This is a genomic window from Lysobacter changpingensis (genome assembly GCF_017308985.1).
Lineage (GTDB): Bacteria > Pseudomonadota > Gammaproteobacteria > Xanthomonadales > Xanthomonadaceae > Lysobacter_J > Lysobacter_J changpingensis.
Genome location: NZ_JADWPE010000002.1, coordinates 456,429 through 476,040 on the forward strand (window position 1 = coordinate 456,429; position 19,612 = coordinate 476,040).

Here is a 19,612-nt window from a genome sequence, read left to right on the forward strand (position 1 = left end):
CTCGCTCAAGGTGAGCGGCCGAGTCTAGCCTGCGTTCGCGCGGCGCCGCCATGCTGCGGCGCACAGCGCCGGATCGTGCAAGGCGTGCGCCCGTTCATGGTGCAACGGGCGCCGCGGAACGCCGGCGGATCACTCCGCCGGCAGGTTCATCTCCTCCAGCAGATGCGGCGCCGGATACACCTTCGCCAGCAGCCAGCGCAGGTAGCGCGCATCGACGTGGATCGCGCGCTTGAAGCGCGGGTCGTACATCCAGCTCGCGCTGACCGCTTCCCAGTTGCTGTCGAAGTTCAGACCGATGAGCTTGCCTTCCGCATCGAGCACGGGCGAGCCGGAATTGCCGCCGGTGGTGTCCAGGTTGGTGAGCAGGTTGACCGTCTGCGTGCCCAGGCTCGGCTCGGCGGTGCTGCCGAAATCGCCTCTCGAGATCGCATCGAGCAGCGGCCTCGGCGCGTCGAACGGATCCTCGCCGGTGTGCTTCTCGACGATGCCCTGCACGGTGGTGAGCGGCCGGTAATGCACGCCGTCGCGCGGATCCATCGCGCTGATGCGGCCGTAGCTCACGCGCAGGGTGGAATTCGCATCCGGGTACACCGCGCGGCCCTGCGACTTGCGGTAGGCGATCAGCGCGCGCATGTACGCCGGACGCAGGCGCAGCAGCTCGCCGGCGCTGGTCTTGGCTTCGTCGTCCAGCCGCAGCAGTGCGGGCAGCAGCGTGGCGGCGGCTTGCAGCAGCGTGTCCTTCGATGCGGCGAGCGTCGCGCGATCGGCCTGCATGGCGGCCAGACGCCGGGCTTCATCGCCCAGCTGCGTACCGGCGTACATCGCATCGAGCTTCTGCTTCAGCTGCGCCGGCGTCGTGCCGAACACCGCGTCGAATTCGGGCACGTGCTGTGCGGGCGGCAATGCCTGGTACTGCGTGAGCAGCTCGGTGAGCAGCGCCTTTTCGACCTGCGGCGCATAGCGGCGCTGCGCCTGCTTCAGCTGGCCGGTGATGAGCACTTCGTCGCGCTGCTGGTAGCCGCTCTCGCGCTGCGCATCGGGCTTGGTGCGTTCGTTCGCGAGACGCTGGACGGTGAGCGCCGCGCGCAGCAGCTGTGTCTGCGACTGGATCAGGCCGACCAGCTGGTCGCGTTCGCGCGTGGCCACGGTTTTGTCGAGCACCGCCTGCGCGGCGGCGATGTCGGCGCGCGTCGCGGCGGCACCGGGCTGCCTGGCGAGCCAGGCGAACATCGCCGCCTCGTCCTCGCGGCGCACGCGCGTGGCGTCGCTGCGACGCAGGCCGTCGAGTTCGCCCTGCGCGCGCTTGAGCGTGTTCTTGAAGCCGCGCACCTGCGAGGCGTAGGCCACGCGCGCGGCTTCGTCCTTCGCCGCGGTGCCTTCGACCACGTCGATCATGGTCTGGTACAGCGCGACGCGCGAGGGCAGCTGCCAATCGATCTGGTTGGCGAATTCCGACGCCATGCGATGGCGGAACGTCACGCCCGGATACCCGGCGAGCATCGCGAAGTCGCCTTCCTTCACGTTTCGCGTGGACACCTGCAGGTGCGCCGGCGGCACGTAGGGCACGTTGTCGGGCGCGTAGTCGGCGGGCTTGCCGTCGCGGCCGACGTACGCGCGCAGCAGGGTGAAATCGCCGGCGTGGCGCGGCCACATGAAATTGTCGATCTCGCCGCCGTAGTTGCCGATGGCGTTCGGCGGCGCGTAGACCAGGCGCACGTCGCGCAGTTCGAACTGGCGCACCAGGTAGAAATCGGTGCCGTAGTACATATTGGCGACGCTGCAACGCGTGCCGGGCTCGCGTTCGCACTCGGCGACGGCGGCCTTGCTCGCCGCGTCCACCGCATCGAAATAGGCGCGGCCCTGCTTGCCGCGCGCGCCTTCGAGGATGCGGTCGGTGATGCGGTCGAAGCCGGTGGTCACCAGCACGCGGTAATCGGGATTGGCCGGAAGTTCGGCGGCGCGGTCGGCGGCGATGTAGCCGTCCTGGATCAGGTCGCGCCCGGGCCTGGAGTTGTACTGGATCACGCCGAACGCGACGTGGTGGTTGGTCAGCACCAGGCCATCCTTCGAGACGAACGCGCCGCTGGCGCCGCCGACCTTCACCACCGCGTTCATCGGCGGCTTCGCCAGTTCGGCCAGGTCGCGGGCGTCGCCCTTGAAACCGGCCGCCTTGAGCTGCGCGGCGATGTCCGGCAGCTGGGAGGGCATCCACATGCCTTCGTCGGCGCGGGCGCCGGCGGGTGCCAGCCCAAGGGCCAGCGGGATCGAAACGGACAGGCTCAACAGACGGCGGCGCATGGTATGGACGGGGTCTTCGCGGCTCGGGGAAGCGGGCGACGATAGGCGAAGGCGCCCGCCTGCGGCAAACGGCGCGCCCGGTCAAGGCCGGGCCGGCGCGTATAATTCGCCCTTCTTTACCGCCACTCCGCGGACGAATCCCACATGACGCAAACGATGAAGGCGCTGGTCAAGCGCGAAGCCGGCAAGGGCATCTGGATGGAAGAGGTGCCGATCCCCTCGCCCGGCCCGAACGAGGTGCTGATCAAGCTGGAGAAGACCGCGATCTGCGGCACCGACCTGCACATCTACCTGTGGGACGAATGGAGCCAGCGCACGATCAAGCCGGGCCTGGTGATCGGCCATGAGTTCGTCGGCCGCGTGGTCGAGCTCGGCCCGGGCGTGACCGGCTACACCGTCGGCCAGCGCGTCTCGGCCGAAGGCCACATCGTCTGCGGCCACTGCCGCAACTGCCGCGCTGGCCGCCAGCACCTGTGCCCGAACACCACCGGCATCGGCGTGAACCGCAACGGCGCGTTCGCCGAATACATCGTGATGCCGGCCAGCAACCTGTGGCCGATCCCGGACCAGATCCCGTCCGAACTCGCCGCGTTCTTCGATCCCTACGGCAACGCCGCGCATTGCGCGCTGGAATTCGACGTCGTCGGCGAGGACGTGCTGATCACCGGCGCTGGCCCCATCGGCATCATCGCCGCCGGCATCTGCAAGCACATCGGTGCGCGCAACGTGGTGGTCACCGACGTCAACGACTTCCGCCTGAAGCTCGCCGCCGACATGGGCGCCACGCGCGTCGTCAACGTCGCCAATACGTCGCTGAAGGACGTGATGGCCGACCTGCACATGGAAGGCTTCGACGTCGGCCTGGAGATGAGCGGCAATCCGCGCGCGTTCAACGACATGCTCGATTGCATGTACCACGGCGGCAAGATCGCGATGCTCGGCATCATGCCCAAGGGCGCGGGCGCCGACTGGGACAAGATCATCTTCAAGGGCCTCACCATCCACGGCATCTACGGCCGGAAGATGTACGAGACCTGGTACAAGATGACGCAGCTGGTGCTCAGCGGCTTCCCGCTCGGCAAGGTGCTCACGCACCAGCTTCCCGTCGAGGATTTCCAGAAGGGCTTCGACCTGATGGAAGCGGGCAAGGCCGGCAAGGTCGTGCTGAGCTGGAACTGACCGGAGCGCACATGAGCCTGACCGAACGCTACGAGCGCACGCTCGAGGAAATCCGCGACGCCGGCCTGTTCAAGTCCGAGCGCATCATCACATCAAAGCAGTCGGCGGAGATCACGCTCGCCGACGGCCGCACGGTGCTGAACTTCTGCGCCAACAACTACCTGGGCCTGGCCGATCATCCGGACGTCATCGCCGCCGCGAAGGACGCGCTGGACACGCACGGCTTCGGCATGGCGTCGGTGCGCTTCATCTGCGGCACGCAGGACCTGCACAAGCAACTGGAGAAGACGATCGCCGACTTCTTCGGCACGGAGGACACCATCCTCTACGCCGCCTGCTTCGACGCCAATGGCGGCCTCTTCGAGCCGCTGCTGGACGAGAAGGACGCGATCATCTCCGACGCGCTCAACCACGCTTCGATCATCGACGGCGTGCGCCTGTGCAAGGCCAAGCGCTACCGCTACGCCAACTGCGACATGGCCGATCTGGAAAAGCAGCTCCAGCAGGCCAAGGCCGACGGCGCGCGCACGATCATGATCACCACCGATGGCGTGTTCTCGATGGACGGCTTCATCGCGCCGCTCGACGAAATCACGCGTCTGGCGAAGCAGTACGGCGCGCTGGTGCACATCGACGAATGCCACGCGACCGGTTTCCTCGGCGCGAACGGCCGCGGCTCGGCCGAGGTGAAGGGCGTGATGGAGAAGATCGACATCTTCACCGGCACGCTCGGCAAGGCGATGGGCGGCGCGCTCGGCGGTTTCACGACGGCAAAGCGCGAAGTGATCGAACTGCTGCGCCAGCGTTCGCGTCCGTACCTGTTCTCGAACTCGCTGCCGCCGCACGTCGTGGCGGCAGGCATCAAGGCGTTCGAGATGCTCTCGTCCGCGGGCGAGCTGCGCGAGCGGCTGGCGGAGAACACCGCGTACTTCCGCGAGCAGATGACGAAGGCCGGTTTCGACATCAAGCCGGGCGTGCATCCGATCGCGCCGGTGATGCTGTACGACGCGCCGCTGGCGCAGAAGTTCGCCGCGCGCCTGCTCGAAGAGGGCATCTACGCGATCGGTTTCTTCTTCCCGGTCGTGCCGCAGGGGCAGGCGCGCATCCGCACGCAGATGTCTGCGGCGCACACGCGCGAACATCTGGATCGCGCGATCGCGGCCTTCGTGAAGATCGGTCGCGAACTGGGCGTGCTGAAGGGTTGAGCCTTCGCGCACGTCGCGGGAAACGAAAAAGGCCGGTCGATGACCGGCCTTTTTCTTTGTGCCTGCGAGCCGGTTGGCGCGCGGTGCTTACTTGCCCTTCGCTTCCGCCGCGACTTCCTTACCCGCCGGAGCGGCACCGGCCGCCGCAGCGCCGCCGCCGTTGCCCTTCGCCACGCGGAAGCCGCGCGACTTCATCCAGGCATCGAATTCGTCGGCCGTCATCTTCTTGCCGTTCTGGTGCATGTTGAAGCGGTACGGCGTGTTGTCGAACTGGGTCTTCGGCTTGTACGTGTTCGGATCGAGGTTGGCGGTCTCTTCCTTGGCCGGCTCGGCCTTGGGCGCTTCCGCCTTGGCCTTCGCGGCCGGCTTCTTCTTGCCTGCGAACGCGACCGTGTGCGCCGCATCGAAACGCACCAGCGAATGCTCCGAACCCTGCGCGCGCACGCCGTCCACCTTCAGCTGCGAACCGCTGTGCGCCGACGCCGCGGCGCTCACCAGGAGCAGCGAAACCGCCACCATTGCCTTGTTCATTTCCGGTTTTCCCCACGACGAAGTTCGCGGAAGTTTAGGCCCGACACAGGGGGGCAACGCAAGCAGAATCGTCGGAAAAACAGTGATTTCCCCCACATTCCTGCATTGCCGCGACAAGCGGCGTCACCGCGGCTGCACATGCACGTTGCTGAATAGCGCTTCGGCTTCGGTGGCGTCGAGCTCGCGCCACTGCCCTTTTTGCAATTCGCCGAGCGCGAGCGGACCGATCGCCACACGCACGAGCCGGAGCACGGCGATGTCGACGGCGGCGAGCAATCGGCGGATCTGCCGGTTGCGGCCTTCGTCGAGGACGATCTCCAGCCATGCGTTGCGCTCGCCGCTGCGCAGCAGTGTCGCGGAGGCGGCACGCAAACGTTCGCCATCGGCCTCCACGCCTTCGACGAGCGACGCGAGCACGTGCGCGTCCGGCACGGTGTCGATCTGCACGTGGTAGGTCTTCAGTGGACCGGTGTCGGGATCGGTGATGCGCGCGGCCCACGCGGGATCGTTGCTGAACAGCAGCAACCCTTCGCTGGCCTTGTCGAGCCGTCCCACCGGCGCGAGCCACGGCAGGCCTGCGCCGTCGAAACAGCGGTACACCGTGTCGCGTCCGCGTTCGTCCTGCGTCGTCGTCACCAGCCCACGTGGCTTGTTGAGCATCAGGTACACGCGCGGCGCGACGTCGATCGCGCGGCCGTCGACGACGATGCGCTGGCCGCCATCGCGCAGGATCGGGAACTCGGGATCGCGAACCACGCGGCCGTCCACTTCGACGCGTCCAGCGTGGATCCAGCGCGCCGCTTCGGTGCGCGAGCACAGGCCCTGCTTCGACAGCACGCGTGCGAGCCCGTGGCGCGGCGCGGTCGACGCGTGCCCGCGTCCGTGCTGCGATCCGCCTCTCGCCGGCGCGCGGGGCGCGCGCGGCGTCACTTGTTCTCGGGTTCGGTCTTCGGCGCTTCGGTTGCGGCCGGCGGCGTGACGACCGTCTTGCCCTTCACCACGCGCACGCCTTTGGCCTTCATCCATGCATCGAATTCCTCGGCGGTCATGCGCTTGCCGTTCTGGTTCATGTTGAAGCGCCACGGCGTGTTGTCGAACTGCGTCTTCGGCTTGTACGCGGCCGGGTCGTTCGGATCGGCCGGCGTCACCGAGCCAGCCGCCGGCAGCGCCTTGGCGACCTGGCAGCCTTCCACGCGCAGCCGGAACAGCACCTGGTCGACCGCGAGGGATTCATCGAACGCCTGCGACAGCACGCCGGTGGGCGCGCCGAGCTGGTGGCTGGGCGCGACCAGTTCCGGGGCGATCGGCGCGACGAGGGTCGGACGGATCGGCAGCGCCTTCGGCGGCGTCATCGAACCGCATTGCGCGCCCTGCGCCTGGGCGACGCCGGCAAGCAGCAGGCAGGACAGGGCGATCAGCGCGCGCATGGCCGTTCTCCTTCAATCGGGCGTGCGCAGTGTACGCCGCCGGACGTGCGAGCGGCCGTGAATGCGTGGCGCATCGGCCGGCTGGATCGTCGCCCGCGAAAACGACGAAGCCCGACGCGAGGCCGGGCTTCGAAGGGATCGCGCGGAACGGACCGCGCGGATCGCACGTCCGTCAGTTCTGGACGTTCAACTCGGTGCGGCGATTGGTTTCGCTCTTGCACGCCGGGAACGACTGGCCCTTGTCTTCCAGCGGACGGCTCTCGCCGTAGCCGTTCGGTCCGGCCAGACGCGAGGCATCGACGCCCTGCGCGGTCAGGTACTCGTACACGGCGCGTGCGCGGCGCTCGGACAGCTTCTGGTTGTAGCCGTCCTTGCCGCACTGGTCGGTGTGGCCGGCGACTTCGACGCGCAGTTCCGGGTGACGCTTCAGGATCTCGGCGGCTTCGGCCAGGATCGAAACCGCGTCCGGACGCAGCGTCGCCTTGTCGAAGTTGAAGTTCACGCCGCGCAGGTCGATCGACACGTTCACCGCGCAACCGTCCGGACCGATGGTCTGGCCGGCGACCGAGCTCGGGCACTTGTCCTCGCAGTTGTTGACGCCGTCGCCGTCGTCGTCGCGATCTTCGCAACCGGGGGTGACGACCGGCGGAGGCACGGCAGTTGCGGCCGGCGCCCCCAGCGGGATCACGACGCCGACCGAAGCCAGCACGTCGCCGAACCAGTCTTCCTTGTCGCCCACGTGGACGCTGCCGTCGTCGAAGTCGGCGCGGTAGGCGATTTCGGTGCGGATCGCGGCGCGCTTGCCCGCCAGGGCGCTCTGCAGGCCGACGCCGACCTTCGCGGCCAGGTTGCCTTCCTCACGATCCAGCAGCGGAGCCGGCACGCCGGCGCCGAGGAACTCTTCTTCCGAACGCTGGTAGCCCAGGCCCATCAGCAGGTACGGCGCCCAGTCGCGGCCTTCGGCGTTGAAGTAGCGGCGCGCGTCGAGCGAGACGCCGTACTGCGACCAGTTCATGTCCTGGTTGCCGTCGAAATTCGGGTTCTGGTAGTTCAGTTCGCCGTCGAGCGACCAGTTCTCGTTGAGGAACTTGCCGACGCCCAGCGTGCCGAACGGCGCATTGCGTGTGCCGCGGTCGTTGTCCTGGATGTTCATGCCGGCCGAACCGGCCAGGTACCAGCGGTCGTCGGAAACTTGCGCGTTGGCCACCTGGGCGAACGTCAGGCCGGCCAGGATGGCCGAGCCGAGCAGATGCATCTTCTTCAAGGTTCACTCCTTGCAGCAGTTTGGAAAGCAACGGGTTCTCATGAAGGCCGCCGCTCGCGGTGTCGCCGCGGTACGCATTCACGAAGCGCAGGAATGATAAGAAGTCGTTAGCTGCACGTATCCGAGAAAGGTTCTCGCTGGAGTTCTTCGAAGGCGTACGAAAAACGCGCTCAAAAAAAAGCCCGGCACGAGGCCGGGCTTCGAAGTACCGCGGAACTACCCGCGTACCTGGCTGTGTCCTCAGTTCTGGACGTTCAGCTCGGTACGGCGGTTGAGCTCGCTCTTGCACTCGGGCATCTTCTGGCCCTTGTCTTCCAGCGGACGGCTCTCGCCGTAGCCGATCGGACCCTGCAGGCGCGAGGCATCCACGCCGTTGGTGGTCAGGTAGTCGTACACGGCCGTGGCGCGACGCTCCGACAGCTTCTGGTTGTACGCATCGCTGCCGCACTGGTCGGTGTGACCGGCGACTTCGACGCGCAGTTCCGGATAGCGCTTCAGGATCTCGGTCGCTTCCGACAGGATCGAAACCGCGTCGGGACGCAGCGTCGCCTTGTCGAAGTCGAAGTTCACGCCCTTGAGGTCGATCGAGACCGGCACCGGGCAGCCGTCCGGACCGATGGTCTGGCCGGCCTGCGAATCCGGGCACTTGTCGTCGCAGTTGTTGACGCCGTCGCCGTCGTCGTCGAGGTCGGCGCAGCTCGGCGCGGCCGGAGCCGGCGGCGGCGGGACGACCGGGGCGCCCAGCGGGATCACGACGCCGACCGAAGCCAGCACGTCGCCGAACCAGTCTTCGCTCGGGGCCGAGACGCTGCCGTCGTCGAAGTCGGCGCGGTAGGCCAGCTCGGTGCGGATGGCGACGCGCTTGTTGGCCAGCGCGCTCTGCACGCCGACGCCGATCTTGGCGGCCAGGTTGCCTTCCTCACGCTCGCCCGGCGAGTTGGTGCTCGGGAACGCATCGAACTCTTCTTCCGAGCGCTGGTAGCCCAGGCCCATCAGCAGGTACGGCGCCCAGTCGCGGCCTTCGGCCGTGAAGTGACGACGCAGGTCGAGCGAGACGCCGTACTGGCTCCAGTTCAGGTCCTGGTTCGCGTCGTTGTTCGGGTTCTGGTAGTTCAGCTCACCATCGAGCGACCAGTTCTGGTTCAGGAAACGGCCGACGCCCAGGCCCGCGAACGGGGCATTGCGGGTGCCGCGATCGTTGTCCTGGATGTTCATGCCGGCCGAGCCGGTCAGGTACCAACGGTCATCGAATTCCTGCGCACCGGCGACCTGGGCGAACGCCAGACCAGCCAGCAGCGCAGTGCTCAACAAACGGATCTTCATCTGTCACTCCTTGGATCAGTAAGGAAGCGGTTGGGGGAAAACACGTCATTACTGCAGGCGGCGCACACCCGGCAGGACCTGAACGGGGACCAGCGAGGGTCAGCACCGCGGGTCACTGACGCGGGAATGATACACCCGTCAAGACGATTGTTAATACTAGTTAACGTTCTTTGCAAAGAATGTCCGGTAAATAAACGAAGCCCGGCGATCGCCGGGCTTCGTCTTGGTACCGCGGGCGTCTCCCGCGTACCGGCCGGTCCTTAGTTCTGGACGTTCAGCTCGGTACGGCGGTTGATCTCGCTCTTGCACTCCGGGAACTTCTGACCCTTGTCCTCCAGCGGACGGCTCTCGCCGTAGCCGATCGGACCCTGCAGGCGCGAGGCATCCACGCCGTTGCTGGTCAGGTAGTCGTACACGGCCGTTGCGCGACGCTCGGACAGCTTCTGGTTGTACTCGTCGCTGCCGCACTGGTCGGTGTGGCCGGCGACTTCGACGCGCAGCTCCGGATAGCGCTTCAGGATCTCGGTCGCTTCCGACAGGATCGAAACCGCGTCGGGACGCAGCGTCGCCTTGTCGAAGTCGAAGTTCACGCCCTTCAGGTCGATCGACACCGGGACCGGGCAGCCGTCCGGACCGATGGTCTGGCCGGCCTGCGAATCCGGGCACTTGTCGTCGCAGTTGTTGACGCCGTCGCCGTCGTCGTCGAGGTCGGCGCAGCTCGGCGCGGCCGGAGCCGGCGGCGGCGGGACGACCGGGGCGCCCAGCGGGATCACGACGCCGACCGAGGCCAGCAGGTCGCCGTACCAGCTCTCGTCGCGCAGCGCTTCGGCGCCCACGTCCGGCGCACCGTCGTCGAAGTCGGCGCGGTAGGCCAGTTCGGTGCGGATCGCCGCGCGCTTGCCGGCCAGCGCGCTCTGGATGCCAACGCCGACCTTCGCGGCGACGTTGCCTTCCTTGCGCTCGCCGGGCGAGTTCGGATCGGGGAACCGGTCGAACTCCTCTTCCGATTCCTGGTAACCCAGGCCCATCAGGATGTACGGCGCCCAGTTGCGGCCTTCCGCATTGAAGAAGCGGCGCGCATCGAACGAGATGCCGTACTGCGACCAGTTGAGGTCCTGATTGTCGTCGAAGTTGGGGTTCTGGTAATTCAGCTCGCCGTCGAGCGACCAGTTGTCGTTGAGGAACTTGCCCACGCCGAGCGCGCCGAACGGCGCGTTGCGTGTGCCGCGATCGTTGTCCTGGATGTTCATGCCGGCCGAACCGGTGAGGTACCAGCGGTCATCGGCGACCTGGGCATTGGCGACCTGGGCCAGGCTCAGACCACCCAGCAGGGCGGCGCAGAGGAGTTTCTTATTCATGTATCCAGCTCCTTGATCTGAGAAACGGGAACAGCGCCTGCGTGGTCCTCCCGTTCCATGGAGGACGGCCGCCCTAACGACGCCATCGACGCGGAGGTTAAGTTTGCCTATGTGAAAGCGGTGTTAACGGTGAACTAACAAACGCAGGAGTTCCCGCCTGCGTTTTCATTGCTACGCGGGGGTTCATTTCCTGAACAACGACATGAACTGCGTGATGGGCACCGCATCGAATCCGCCCGGCGAGGAAGCGAGCGTCGTCAACGTGCGTGCCTGCATTTCAGGGAGTTTCGAAGCGACCGCGTGTTCGAACTTGCGCATCAGCACGGGCATGCCTTCCGCGCGCCGGCGTCGGTGGCCGATCGGAAAGTCGATCGAAACCTTCGGCGTCGACGCACCGTCCTTGAAGAACACCTGGACCGAATTGCCGATATACCGTTTGTCGGGATCGAAGTACTCCTGGGTGAAACGGGGGTTTTCCACCACCGTCGTCCGCGCGCGCAGCGCATCGATCCGGGGATCGATCGCCACGGCGTCGGTGTAGTCCTGCGCGGTCAAACGGCCGAAGAGCAGCGGGACGGCCACCATGTACTGGATGCAGTGGTCGCGGTCGGCGTAGTTGGCCAGCGGGCCGGTCTTGTCGATGATGCGCAGCGCCGCCTGCTGGGTCTCGATGACGATCCGTTCGACCGATTCAACGCCGTCGTGCTCCAGCTTCGGAGCGACCAGCCGATGCAGCTGCATCGCGCATTCCACCGCGGTCTGCGCATGGAACTCGGCGGGGAAGCTGATCTTGAACAGCACGTTTTCCATCACGTAGCTGCCGAAGTCGCGTTCGAACTCGAACGGCTTGCCATCGAAAGCGACGTCGTAGAAACCCCACGTGGGCGCGGTGAGTGCGCTCGGATAACCCACCACGCCCTTGATCGCGTTGAGCGCATGGATCACCGCGCGCCGGCACGCATCGCCCGCGGCCCAGCTCTTGCGCGGTCCGGTGTTGGGCGCGTGTCGGTACGTGCGCAGTGCGCCGTTGTCGATCCAGCTGTGCGAGATCGCGGTGACGACCTGTTCGCGGCTGCCGCCGAACATCGCCGTCGCGACGGCGGTCGATGCGAGGCGCACCAGGATCACGTGATCGAGACCGACGCGATTGAACGCGTTCTTCAGCGCATAGCAGCCCTGGATCTCGTGCGCCTTGATCGCCCAGCCGAGCACCTCGCGCAGCGTCATCGGCGCCCTGCCCTGCGCGATCGCCTGCTGTCCGAGGTAATCGGCGATCGCGAGGATCGTGCCGAGGTTGTCCGACGGATGGCCCCATTCGGCAGCGAGCCAGGTGTCGTTGAAGTCGAGCCAGCGGATCTGCGTGCCGATGTTGTAGGCCGCCTGCGCGGGATCGAGTTCGTACGCGGTGTACGGCACGCGTGCGCCGCCGGGCAGCTCCGCGCCGGGCACGAGCGGGCCCAGGTGCTTGCGGCATTCCTCGTGGTCCATCGCCAGCGCGGCGCAGGCGAGCGAGTCGAGCAGCATGAAGCGCGCGGTCTCGAAGGCTTCGCGCGAACCGACGCCGGGATCGAGGACGTAATCGGCGACCTGCGTCATCGGCGCGTCCGGCGGCGGACGGACGGCGGAGCGGACCTGGGCGTGGCTCATGCGCGCGGTTCCATGCGTGAAAACCGCCATGTTGGTGCACCCTTCGCACGCCGGCCGTGAAAAGCCCGGGGCGAAGCGCGACGGGCGGAACGCACCGGACCGGCGCCCGTGCTTGGAAAATTGCCCTGTCAGGCTCAAGTTTCATGGAATGGACGTTCCCATCCGACTCCCCAGCCTGTTCCTCTCCCACGGCTCGCCGATGCTGGCCGTGCAGGATTCCCCCGCCGGTCGCTTCCTCGACACCCTGGGCCGCGAGTTGCCATGGCCGAAGGCGATCGTCGTTGCGTCGGCGCATTTCGCCAGCGAAACGCCGCTCGTCGGCGGCGCCGCGCAACCGCGGACCGTGCACGACTTCGGCGGCTTCCCGCCGGCGCTGTACGAACTGCGCTATCCGGCGCCGGGTTCGCCGGACCTCGCGGAGGCGATCGCGAAGCACCTGGCGGAGGCGGGACTGCCCGCGCGCGTGCGCGAGGACCACGGGCTCGACCACGGGGTGTGGGTCCCCTTGCGGCGCATGTATCCGCAGCCCGACATCCCGGTGGTGCCGCTGTCGGTGATGCCGCACGGCGATGCGGCACAGCACGTGGCGATCGGCCGCGCGCTCGCGCCGCTGCGCGACGAAGGCGTGCTGGTGATCGGCTCGGGCGGTTTCGTGCACAACCTGGGCGAACTGGACTGGAGCCACGCCGACGCGCCGATCGCGCCGTGGGCCGACGAGTTCGCACAGTGGATGCGTGCGAAGCTGGAGGCGAACGACGTCGACGCGTTGATCGACTGGCACGCGCGCGCGCCGCATGCGCGACGCGCGCACCCGACCGTGGAGCACCTGATGCCGCTATTCGTGGCGCTGGGCGCCGGTGGTGCGATGGCGAACGTGCGGACCTTGCATCGCTCGTACGAGTTCGGGTCGCTCGCATTGGATGCGTTCGCGTTCGACTGAACTGCCCGGCCCGGGCTCTTGTAGCTCTTGTAGCTCTTGTAGCTCTTGTAGCTCTTGTAGCTCTTGTAGCTCTTGTAGCTCTTGTAGCTCTTGTAGCCCGGGTAAGCGAAGCGCACCCGGGATTGAGGCGCGGCAGCTTCCCCGGGTGCGCTTCGCTTACCCGGGCTACAGAAGCTTTGAACCACAGGTGCATCACTGCACCGTGTGTTTGCCGTTGGCCCTTCGTTCCCCCTCGACCCCTCTTCCGATGGATAGGGACTTCAGAACTCAAGTACGCGAATCCATTTCCCAAGGCGGGTCCGCAAACTTCTCCGCCAGGAAATCCACGAACGCCCGCACGCGTGGCGGCACCAGGCGCCGCTGCGGCATCACCGCGTAGATGCCGCTTTCGGCGATCGGGTAATCCTGCAGCACCTGCACCAGGCGGCCTTCGCGCAGGTCGCGGCTGGCGTGCCAGTTCGAATGGATGGCGATGCCCATTCCCGCGACCGCACCATCGCGCACGAGTTCGCCGTAATTCGTCTCCATGCGACCGCGCACGCGCACCACGATCTCTCCGCCAGAGCCATCGCCGAAACGCCATACGTCCTGCCGCCCCTGGCTGCCGACCAGCAGCACGCATTCGTGTTCGACCAGATCCTGCGGCGTGCGCGGCGTGCCGTGGCGACGCAGGTAGTCAGGCGAGGCGCACACCACGCGCCGGTTCACCGCGAGCTTGCGCGCGACCAGCGAGGAGTCGTCGAGCGCGCCGATGCGGATCGCCAGGTCGACGCCGGCGCTGACCAGATCGACCATCTGGTCGGTGAGGTTGATGCTGAGCTTCACGCGCGGATGCAGCGCGAGGAACTCGGGCAGCAGCGGCGACAGGTACTGGCGCCCGAACGACGCCGACGCGGTGACGCGCAACGTGCCGCTGATTTCCGCGGCGGCCTGCCGCAGACCGCCGGTGAGCGCCTCCAGGTCTTCCACCAGCGGCCGCCCCTGCTCCGCAAGCGCGGCGCCTTCGGGCGTGGCGTGCAGGCGGCGCGTGGTGCGGTGGAGCAGGCGCACGCCGAGGTCGCGCTCCAGCCGCTTGAGGCGCTGGCTCGCCACCGCGACCGACAGATCGAGGCTGCGCGCGGCTGCGCTGATCGAGCCGAGGTCGAGCACGCGGAGGAACAGGGTGAGGTCGCCTATGCGGTCCATTGGTCTGGCTCGGGATTCGGGATTCGGGATTCGGGATTCGGGATTCGGGATTCGGGATTCGGGATTCGGGATTCGGGAATCGGGAATCGGGAATCGGGATTCGGGAATCGGGATTCGGGATTCGGGATTCGGGATTCGGGAATCGGGATTCGGGATTCGGGATTCGGGATTTGGGATTCGGGATTCGGGATTCGGGAATCGGGAATCGGGATTCGGGATTCGGGATTCGGGATTCGGGATTCGGGAATCGGGAATCGGGAATCGGGATTCGGGATTCGGGATTCGGGATTCGGGAATCGGGATTCGGGAATCGGGAATCGGGAATCGGGAATCGGGATTCGGGATTCGGGAATCGGGAATCGGGAATCGGGATTCGGGAATCGGGAATCGGGAATCGGGAATCGGGATTCGGGATTCGGGATTCGTGGATTATCAATGCTTCATTGAAACTCCTTAGCGATCCTGCCGGTTTCCCGACAAGATGCAAGGGCCTAGCCTGCGCGCTTCCCTTCGAAAGCACGCCCCATGGCCACTCCCCTTCCCGCTTCTCCCGCTGCCGGCACCGCGCCCGGCCGCATGCCGCTGGCGCTGTACGCGCTGACCGCCGGCTCCTTCGGCATCGGCTGCGCCGAGTTCGTGATCATGGGCCTGCTGCTGCAGGTCGCCGCGGACCTCCATGTCTCGATCGCCGCCGCCGGCATGCTCGTGTCCGGCTACGCGCTGGGCGTGTTCGCCGGCGCGCCGATCCTCACGCTGCTCACGCGCCGCATGCCGCGCAAGGCGGTGCTGCTCGCGCTGATGGGCATCTACACCGTCGGCAATCTCGCCTGCGCGCTCGCGCCGGACTACACGACGCTGATGATCGCCCGCGTCGTCACCTCGCTCACGCACGGCACGTTCTTCGGTGTCGGCGCGGTGGTCGCCACCGGCTTGGTGCCGGCCGAACGCAAGGCGTCCGCCATCTCGATCATGTTCTCCGGACTGACGCTCGCGACGCTGCTGGGCATGCCGGTTGGCGCGTGGCTCGGCCTGCATTTCGGCTGGCGTTCGACGTTCTGGGCGATGGGCCTGGTCGGCGTCGTGTCGCTGGCGGTGATCGCGCTGCTGGTGCCGCGCAGCCGCGACACCAGCGAGCCCGCGCCGCTGCGCGAGGAACTGGCGACGATCGCGCGTCCGCAGGTGCTGCTCGGCCTGCTGATGACGATGCTTGGCTTCGCCGGCGTGTTCGTGGTGATCACCTACGTGCAGCCGCTGCTGACGTCGCTCACCGGTTTCTCCGACGCTGCGGTGTCGCCGATCCTGCTGGTGTTCGGCGGCGGCATGGTCGTGGGCAACCTGCTCGGCGGCCGACTCGCCGACCACCGGGCGACGCCCGCGCTGCTCGGCACGCTGTTCGCGCTGGCCGTCGTGCTGGCGGTGATGAGCTTCGTGCTGCACAGCCCGGTGCTGATGGTCGCCTTCGTCGGCCTGCTCGGCATCGCCGCGTTCGCCACCGTCTCACCGCTGCAACTGCGCGTGCTAGGTTTCGCCGAGGGTGCCGGGCAGAACCTCGCGTCGAGCTTCAACATCGCCGCGTTCAATCTCGGCAATGCGACCGGCGCGTGGCTCGGCGGCATGGTGATCGAACGTGGCCCGGGACTTGCCGCGATCACCTGGGCCGCCGCGCTGGTCACCGCCGCCGGCCTGCTCGTCGCACTGTGGAGCGTGCGGATCGAGCGTCGCGCCGCGCGCACCGAGGCCCTGCCGCGCGACTGCGCCGCCGAAGCGGCCTGACGCACCCGGGTTCACTGAAACGCATCAACGGCGGTGGCACGCTCGAACGCCGCCGCTTCCTCCCCTCACCCCCACCCTCTTCCGCGCGCGGAAGAGGCTCCAAGAGGATTCCACGATGGACTTTCGTTATCTCGGCAATTCCGGCTTCCGCGTTCCCGCACTGAGCTTCGGCACCGGCACGTTCGGCGGCAAAGGGCAGTTGTTCGGTTCGTGGGGCAATACCGATGTCGCCGAAGCGTCGCGACTGATCGACATCTGCCTCGATGCCGGCCTCAACCTGTTCGACAGCGCCGACGTGTATTCCGGCGGCATGGCCGAAAGCATCCTCGGCGAGGCCATCAAGGGCCGCCGCGACAAGGTGCTGATCTCGACCAAGGCGACGTTCCGCTTCGACGAGAACGATCCCAACGCCGTCGGTTCGTCGCGCTTCCATCTGCTGCGCACGATCGACGCGCAGCTCAAGCGCCTGGGCACCGACTACATCGACCTGTTCCAGCTGCACGGCTTCGATGCGAAGACGCCGGTGGAGGAAACGCTGCGCACGCTCGACGATCTCGTGCGCGCGGGCAAGATCCGTTACCTCGGTGTGTCGAACTTCTCCGGCTGGCACCTGATGAAGTCGCTCGCCACCGCCGATCGCTACGGCTGGACGCGCTATGTCGCCAACCAGGCGTATTACTCGCTGATCGGTCGCGATTACGAATGGGAGCAGATGCCGCTCGGCCTCGACCAGGGCGTGGGCGGCGTGATCTGGAGCCCGCTTGGCTGGGGGCGCCTCACCGGCAAGATCCGTCGCAACCAGCCGCGTCCGGAAGTGAGCCGCCTGCCGGGCAGTTCGGATTTCGGCCCGCCGGTCGACGAGGAACTGCTGTATCGCGTGGTCGATGTGCTCGATGCGATCGCCGCCGAAACCGGCAAGACGGTGCCGCAGATCGCGCTCAACTGGCTGCTGCAGCGCCCGACCGTTTCGACCATCGTCATCGGCGCGCGCAACGAGGAACAGCTGAAGCAGAACCTCGGCGCGGTCGGCTGGAACCTCACGCCCGAACAGGTGGCCGTGCTCGACGAAGCCAGCGCCGTGACGCCGGCCTATCCGTACTGGCACCAGCGCACGTTCGAGCGCAATCCGTCGCCGGTGTGATCGAAACACCCCCGTGATGCTCCCTCCCCTGCTCGCAGGGGAGGGCTGGGTCGCGAAGCCGCATCGCGCGAGCCCGGCGCTGACGTCGCCGCAAGACCCTTCCCACCCTCCCTCTGCGCGCAGGAGGAGGCGACATTCGGACAACGAGAAACCTCACATGAAAGCCGTCGCCCTCACCCGCTATCTCCCCATCGACGATCCGCAGTCGCTGCTCGACGTCGAACTTCCCGACCCGCCCGCACCGACCGGTTTCGATCTGCTCGTGCGCGTCGAAGCGGTATCGGTGAACCCCGTCGACACGAAAGTGCGTTCGCCCAAGCCGCAGGTCGAAGAACAGCCGAAGGTGCTCGGCTATGACGCGGCCGGCATCGTCGAAGCCATCGGCGACAAGGCCACCGAATTCAAGCCCGGCGACCGCGTGTACTACGCCGGCGACATCACGCGCCCGGGCAGCAACGCGCAGCTGCAGCTGGTGGATTCGCGCATCGTCGCGCATGCGCCCAAGACGCTCGATGCCGCGCAGGCTGCCGCGCTGCCGCTGACTGCGCTCACGGCGTGGGAACTGCTGTTCCAGCGCATGCCGTTCGATTCCGAGCACGGCGGCAAGGGCAAGTCGCTGCTGATCATCGCTGGTGCCGGTGGCGTGGGTTCGATCGCGATCCAGATCGCGCGCCGTGCAGGCTTCACCGTGATCGCCACGGCGTCGCGCGAAGACACCATCGCGTGGTGTCGCGAACTCGGCGCGCATCACGTCATCGACCATCGCAAGCCGCTGCATGCGCAGTTGAAGGCGCTGGGTTTTGAAACGGTCGATGCGGCGCTGAATCTGTACGACACGAATCGTTACTGGGAGGAGCTCGGCGAGATCCTCGCGCCGCAGGGCCATGTCGGTTTGATCGTCGAGCCGAAGGAGCCGGTGCGACTGGGCGACCCGTACAAGTTCAAGTGCATCGGCATCCACTGGGAAATGATGTTCGGCCGCCCGCGCTTCCAGACGCCGGACATGGACGAACAGGGCCGCATCCTGGCGCGCGTGGCGCAGCTGATCGACGCGGGCGAACTGCGCGGCACGCAGCGCGACACGCTGTCGCCGATCAACGCCGGGAACCTGCGCGAGGCGCATCGCCGGCTGGAATCGGGGACTACGATCGGGAAGCTGGTGGTGTCGGGGTGGTGAACCCAACCCTCTATCTGAGTCGAGTTCCAGCCCGCACATTCACGGGATTCTTTGCTCCAGGCAAGAACACACACACAAGGTTAAGAAGGACGTGCACCAGCACCCGGACTACATCAACGATCCAATGTGATTCAAAGCCCCAGATCTAATCCTTCCTGCTCTCCTTTACCGCGCTCTGTTAGAGCGCATATCAGGCCAGCGAAAATCGTATGCGATGGGTGGTCTGAAATCCGCAGGATCTCGGCCCGATCGTAATCATTCAAAGGCCTGTGCGCCGACAAAGAAAGCAAGTCAGTAGAACTCATTCTCCAAGGCTGCCATTGCAAGCCATGCTCTTCCCAGAGTTCAGCGACAGATAGGGCGATGCGAATGCCAGCGGGATCAGGGTCGCAGGAGATCCACAGTGGCGCTGGCGCCACTTTCAAGAGATTGGAAACTATCGCTCTCCACCACTTTGGAGCAAATCCGGGCAGCCACAACACGCCTTCTTTAGCACCATGCGCACGCGCTGCCTGTTCAAAACTTGTTCGATTCTCCACCACACGCCAGCAACCCATGGAGCCTTCAATCTTGGCGGCCGCGAAGGTAGCCGGAGTGATTGCGATCGCGTCCGGCACAGCTCGCAGATCCAGAATACCGTCAGCACATGAAAGTCGTATTGGCGCACGCAACCAGAGGCCCGGCGTGTGAGCCTCGATGCCCAATGTTTCCAAACCAAGTGACTCGTCCAGCCATTTCCACTCAGCTTCGGTTATCCCTTTAGTGTCATTACGAGCAGCCAATGCAAACTGTCGGCGCGTACCGACTTGGTCTGATGCCAACCATGCATCCAGCTTATGGAGCAGGTGCATGCGCCGCAGTTGCAAATCCGGCCGCAGCCCCGACACGCTATCGGCAAGTGCGATCAAGCGTGAGTCCGCGAAGCCGAGCGTGCGCAGCCGCTGGACGCCTGTTCCTATGTCTAACAGATTTGGCATGCCGAGAGCGGCCTCCAACACCTCGCGACGCAGCCATCTCACGTGCTGAGGTAACCACTCCCCCTTCCTTATCTGCTCACATAGCTCGACCCATCCCTCTTCAAGCAATGCTTGTAACAGCCTTCGCGCCTCAGCCCATCGTTGCTCGCCCGCCTTCTGGGACATCGCCTTCCAGGTAAGGGTTCCC

General features: G+C 66.3%; 16 protein-coding genes. 6 read left to right on the forward strand and 10 right to left on the reverse strand.

Annotated elements, in window-relative coordinates; genetic code table 11:
* Positions 1–129: 129 nt before the first annotated feature.
* Positions 130–2,283 (reverse strand): S46 family peptidase, encoded by a 2,154-nt coding sequence (locus tag I4U41_RS03680; RefSeq protein ID WP_206860395.1) that lies wholly within the window; start codon positions 2,281–2,283, stop codon positions 130–132.
* A gap of 159 nt (positions 2,284–2,442) precedes the next feature.
* Here I4U41_RS03680 and tdh point away from each other — a divergent pair, with 159 nt between their 5' ends.
* Both tdh and kbl read left to right on the forward strand, forming a co-directional pair.
* A complete protein-coding gene (tdh, locus tag I4U41_RS03685; protein WP_206859779.1) occupies positions 2,443–3,477 on the forward strand; it encodes an L-threonine 3-dehydrogenase in 1,035 nt (344 codons plus the stop codon).
* Between the two features lie 11 nt (positions 3,478–3,488).
* Positions 3,489–4,682: a glycine C-acetyltransferase gene (kbl, locus tag I4U41_RS03690; RefSeq protein ID WP_206859780.1), complete on the forward strand. Its 1,194-nt coding sequence runs from the start codon at positions 3,489–3,491 to the stop codon at positions 4,680–4,682.
* A gap of 87 nt (positions 4,683–4,769) precedes the next feature.
* Here kbl and I4U41_RS18275 read toward each other — a convergent pair whose 3' ends face one another.
* The 7 genes from I4U41_RS18275 to I4U41_RS03725 all read right to left on the reverse strand — a co-directional run bounded on the left by I4U41_RS18275 (position 4,770) and on the right by I4U41_RS03725 (position 12,232).
* Complete coding sequence (locus I4U41_RS18275) at positions 4,770–5,213, reverse strand: hypothetical protein (RefSeq protein ID WP_242524979.1); 444 nt, start codon at positions 5,211–5,213, stop codon at positions 4,770–4,772.
* Positions 5,214–5,336: 123 nt separating this feature from the next.
* Positions 5,337–6,239: a pseudouridine synthase gene (locus I4U41_RS03700; RefSeq protein ID WP_206859781.1), complete on the reverse strand. Its 903-nt coding sequence runs from the start codon at positions 6,237–6,239 to the stop codon at positions 5,337–5,339.
* Positions 6,140–6,640 (reverse strand): hypothetical protein, encoded by a 501-nt coding sequence (locus tag I4U41_RS03705; RefSeq protein WP_206859782.1) that lies wholly within the window; start codon positions 6,638–6,640, stop codon positions 6,140–6,142. Before I4U41_RS03705 ends, I4U41_RS03700 begins: the two co-directional genes overlap by 100 nt.
* Before the next feature lie 172 nt (positions 6,641–6,812).
* Positions 6,813–7,895: an OmpA family protein gene (locus tag I4U41_RS03710; RefSeq protein ID WP_206860396.1), complete on the reverse strand. Its 1,083-nt coding sequence runs from the start codon at positions 7,893–7,895 to the stop codon at positions 6,813–6,815.
* A gap of 249 nt (positions 7,896–8,144) precedes the next feature.
* Entirely contained in the window at positions 8,145–9,227 is a 1,083-nt protein-coding gene (locus I4U41_RS03715; RefSeq protein ID WP_206859783.1) for an OmpA family protein, read from the reverse strand.
* Between the two features lie 260 nt (positions 9,228–9,487).
* Positions 9,488–10,585, reverse strand: coding sequence for an OmpA family protein (locus tag I4U41_RS03720; protein WP_206859784.1), 1,098 nt, complete (start codon positions 10,583–10,585; stop codon positions 9,488–9,490).
* 183 nt (positions 10,586–10,768) lie between these two features.
* The gene (locus I4U41_RS03725; protein WP_206859785.1) at positions 10,769–12,232 is read right to left on the reverse strand and encodes a bifunctional 2-methylcitrate dehydratase/aconitate hydratase; all 1,464 of its coding nucleotides are present in this window, start codon (positions 12,230–12,232) and stop codon (positions 10,769–10,771) included.
* A gap of 148 nt (positions 12,233–12,380) precedes the next feature.
* On the opposite strand from I4U41_RS03725, the gene I4U41_RS03730 reads away from it, so the two are divergent.
* A complete protein-coding gene (locus I4U41_RS03730) occupies positions 12,381–13,172 on the forward strand; it encodes a DODA-type extradiol aromatic ring-opening family dioxygenase (RefSeq protein ID WP_242524980.1) in 792 nt (263 codons plus the stop codon).
* Between the two features lie 267 nt (positions 13,173–13,439).
* Here the strand turns inward: I4U41_RS03730 and I4U41_RS03735 are convergent, their stop codons facing one another.
* Positions 13,440–14,357 (reverse strand): LysR family transcriptional regulator, encoded by a 918-nt coding sequence (locus tag I4U41_RS03735; RefSeq protein ID WP_206859786.1) that lies wholly within the window; start codon positions 14,355–14,357, stop codon positions 13,440–13,442.
* A gap of 525 nt (positions 14,358–14,882) precedes the next feature.
* Between I4U41_RS03735 and I4U41_RS03740 the strand changes: the two genes are divergently transcribed.
* The 3 genes from I4U41_RS03740 to I4U41_RS03750 all read left to right on the forward strand — a co-directional run bounded on the left by I4U41_RS03740 (position 14,883) and on the right by I4U41_RS03750 (position 18,448).
* On the forward strand, positions 14,883–16,130 hold the full coding sequence (locus tag I4U41_RS03740) for an MFS transporter (RefSeq protein ID WP_242524981.1): 1,248 nt from the start codon (positions 14,883–14,885) through the stop codon (positions 16,128–16,130).
* Between the two features lie 115 nt (positions 16,131–16,245).
* On the forward strand, positions 16,246–17,271 hold the full coding sequence (locus I4U41_RS03745) for an aldo/keto reductase (protein WP_206859787.1): 1,026 nt from the start codon (positions 16,246–16,248) through the stop codon (positions 17,269–17,271).
* A 157-nt stretch (positions 17,272–17,428) separates the two neighbouring features.
* Complete coding sequence (locus I4U41_RS03750) at positions 17,429–18,448, forward strand: zinc-binding alcohol dehydrogenase family protein (RefSeq protein ID WP_206859788.1); 1,020 nt, start codon at positions 17,429–17,431, stop codon at positions 18,446–18,448.
* Between the two features lie 131 nt (positions 18,449–18,579).
* Here I4U41_RS03750 and I4U41_RS03755 read toward each other — a convergent pair whose 3' ends face one another.
* Positions 18,580–19,590: a DUF2399 domain-containing protein gene (locus I4U41_RS03755; protein ID WP_206859789.1), complete on the reverse strand. Its 1,011-nt coding sequence runs from the start codon at positions 19,588–19,590 to the stop codon at positions 18,580–18,582.
* Positions 19,591–19,612: the final 22 nt, after the last annotated feature.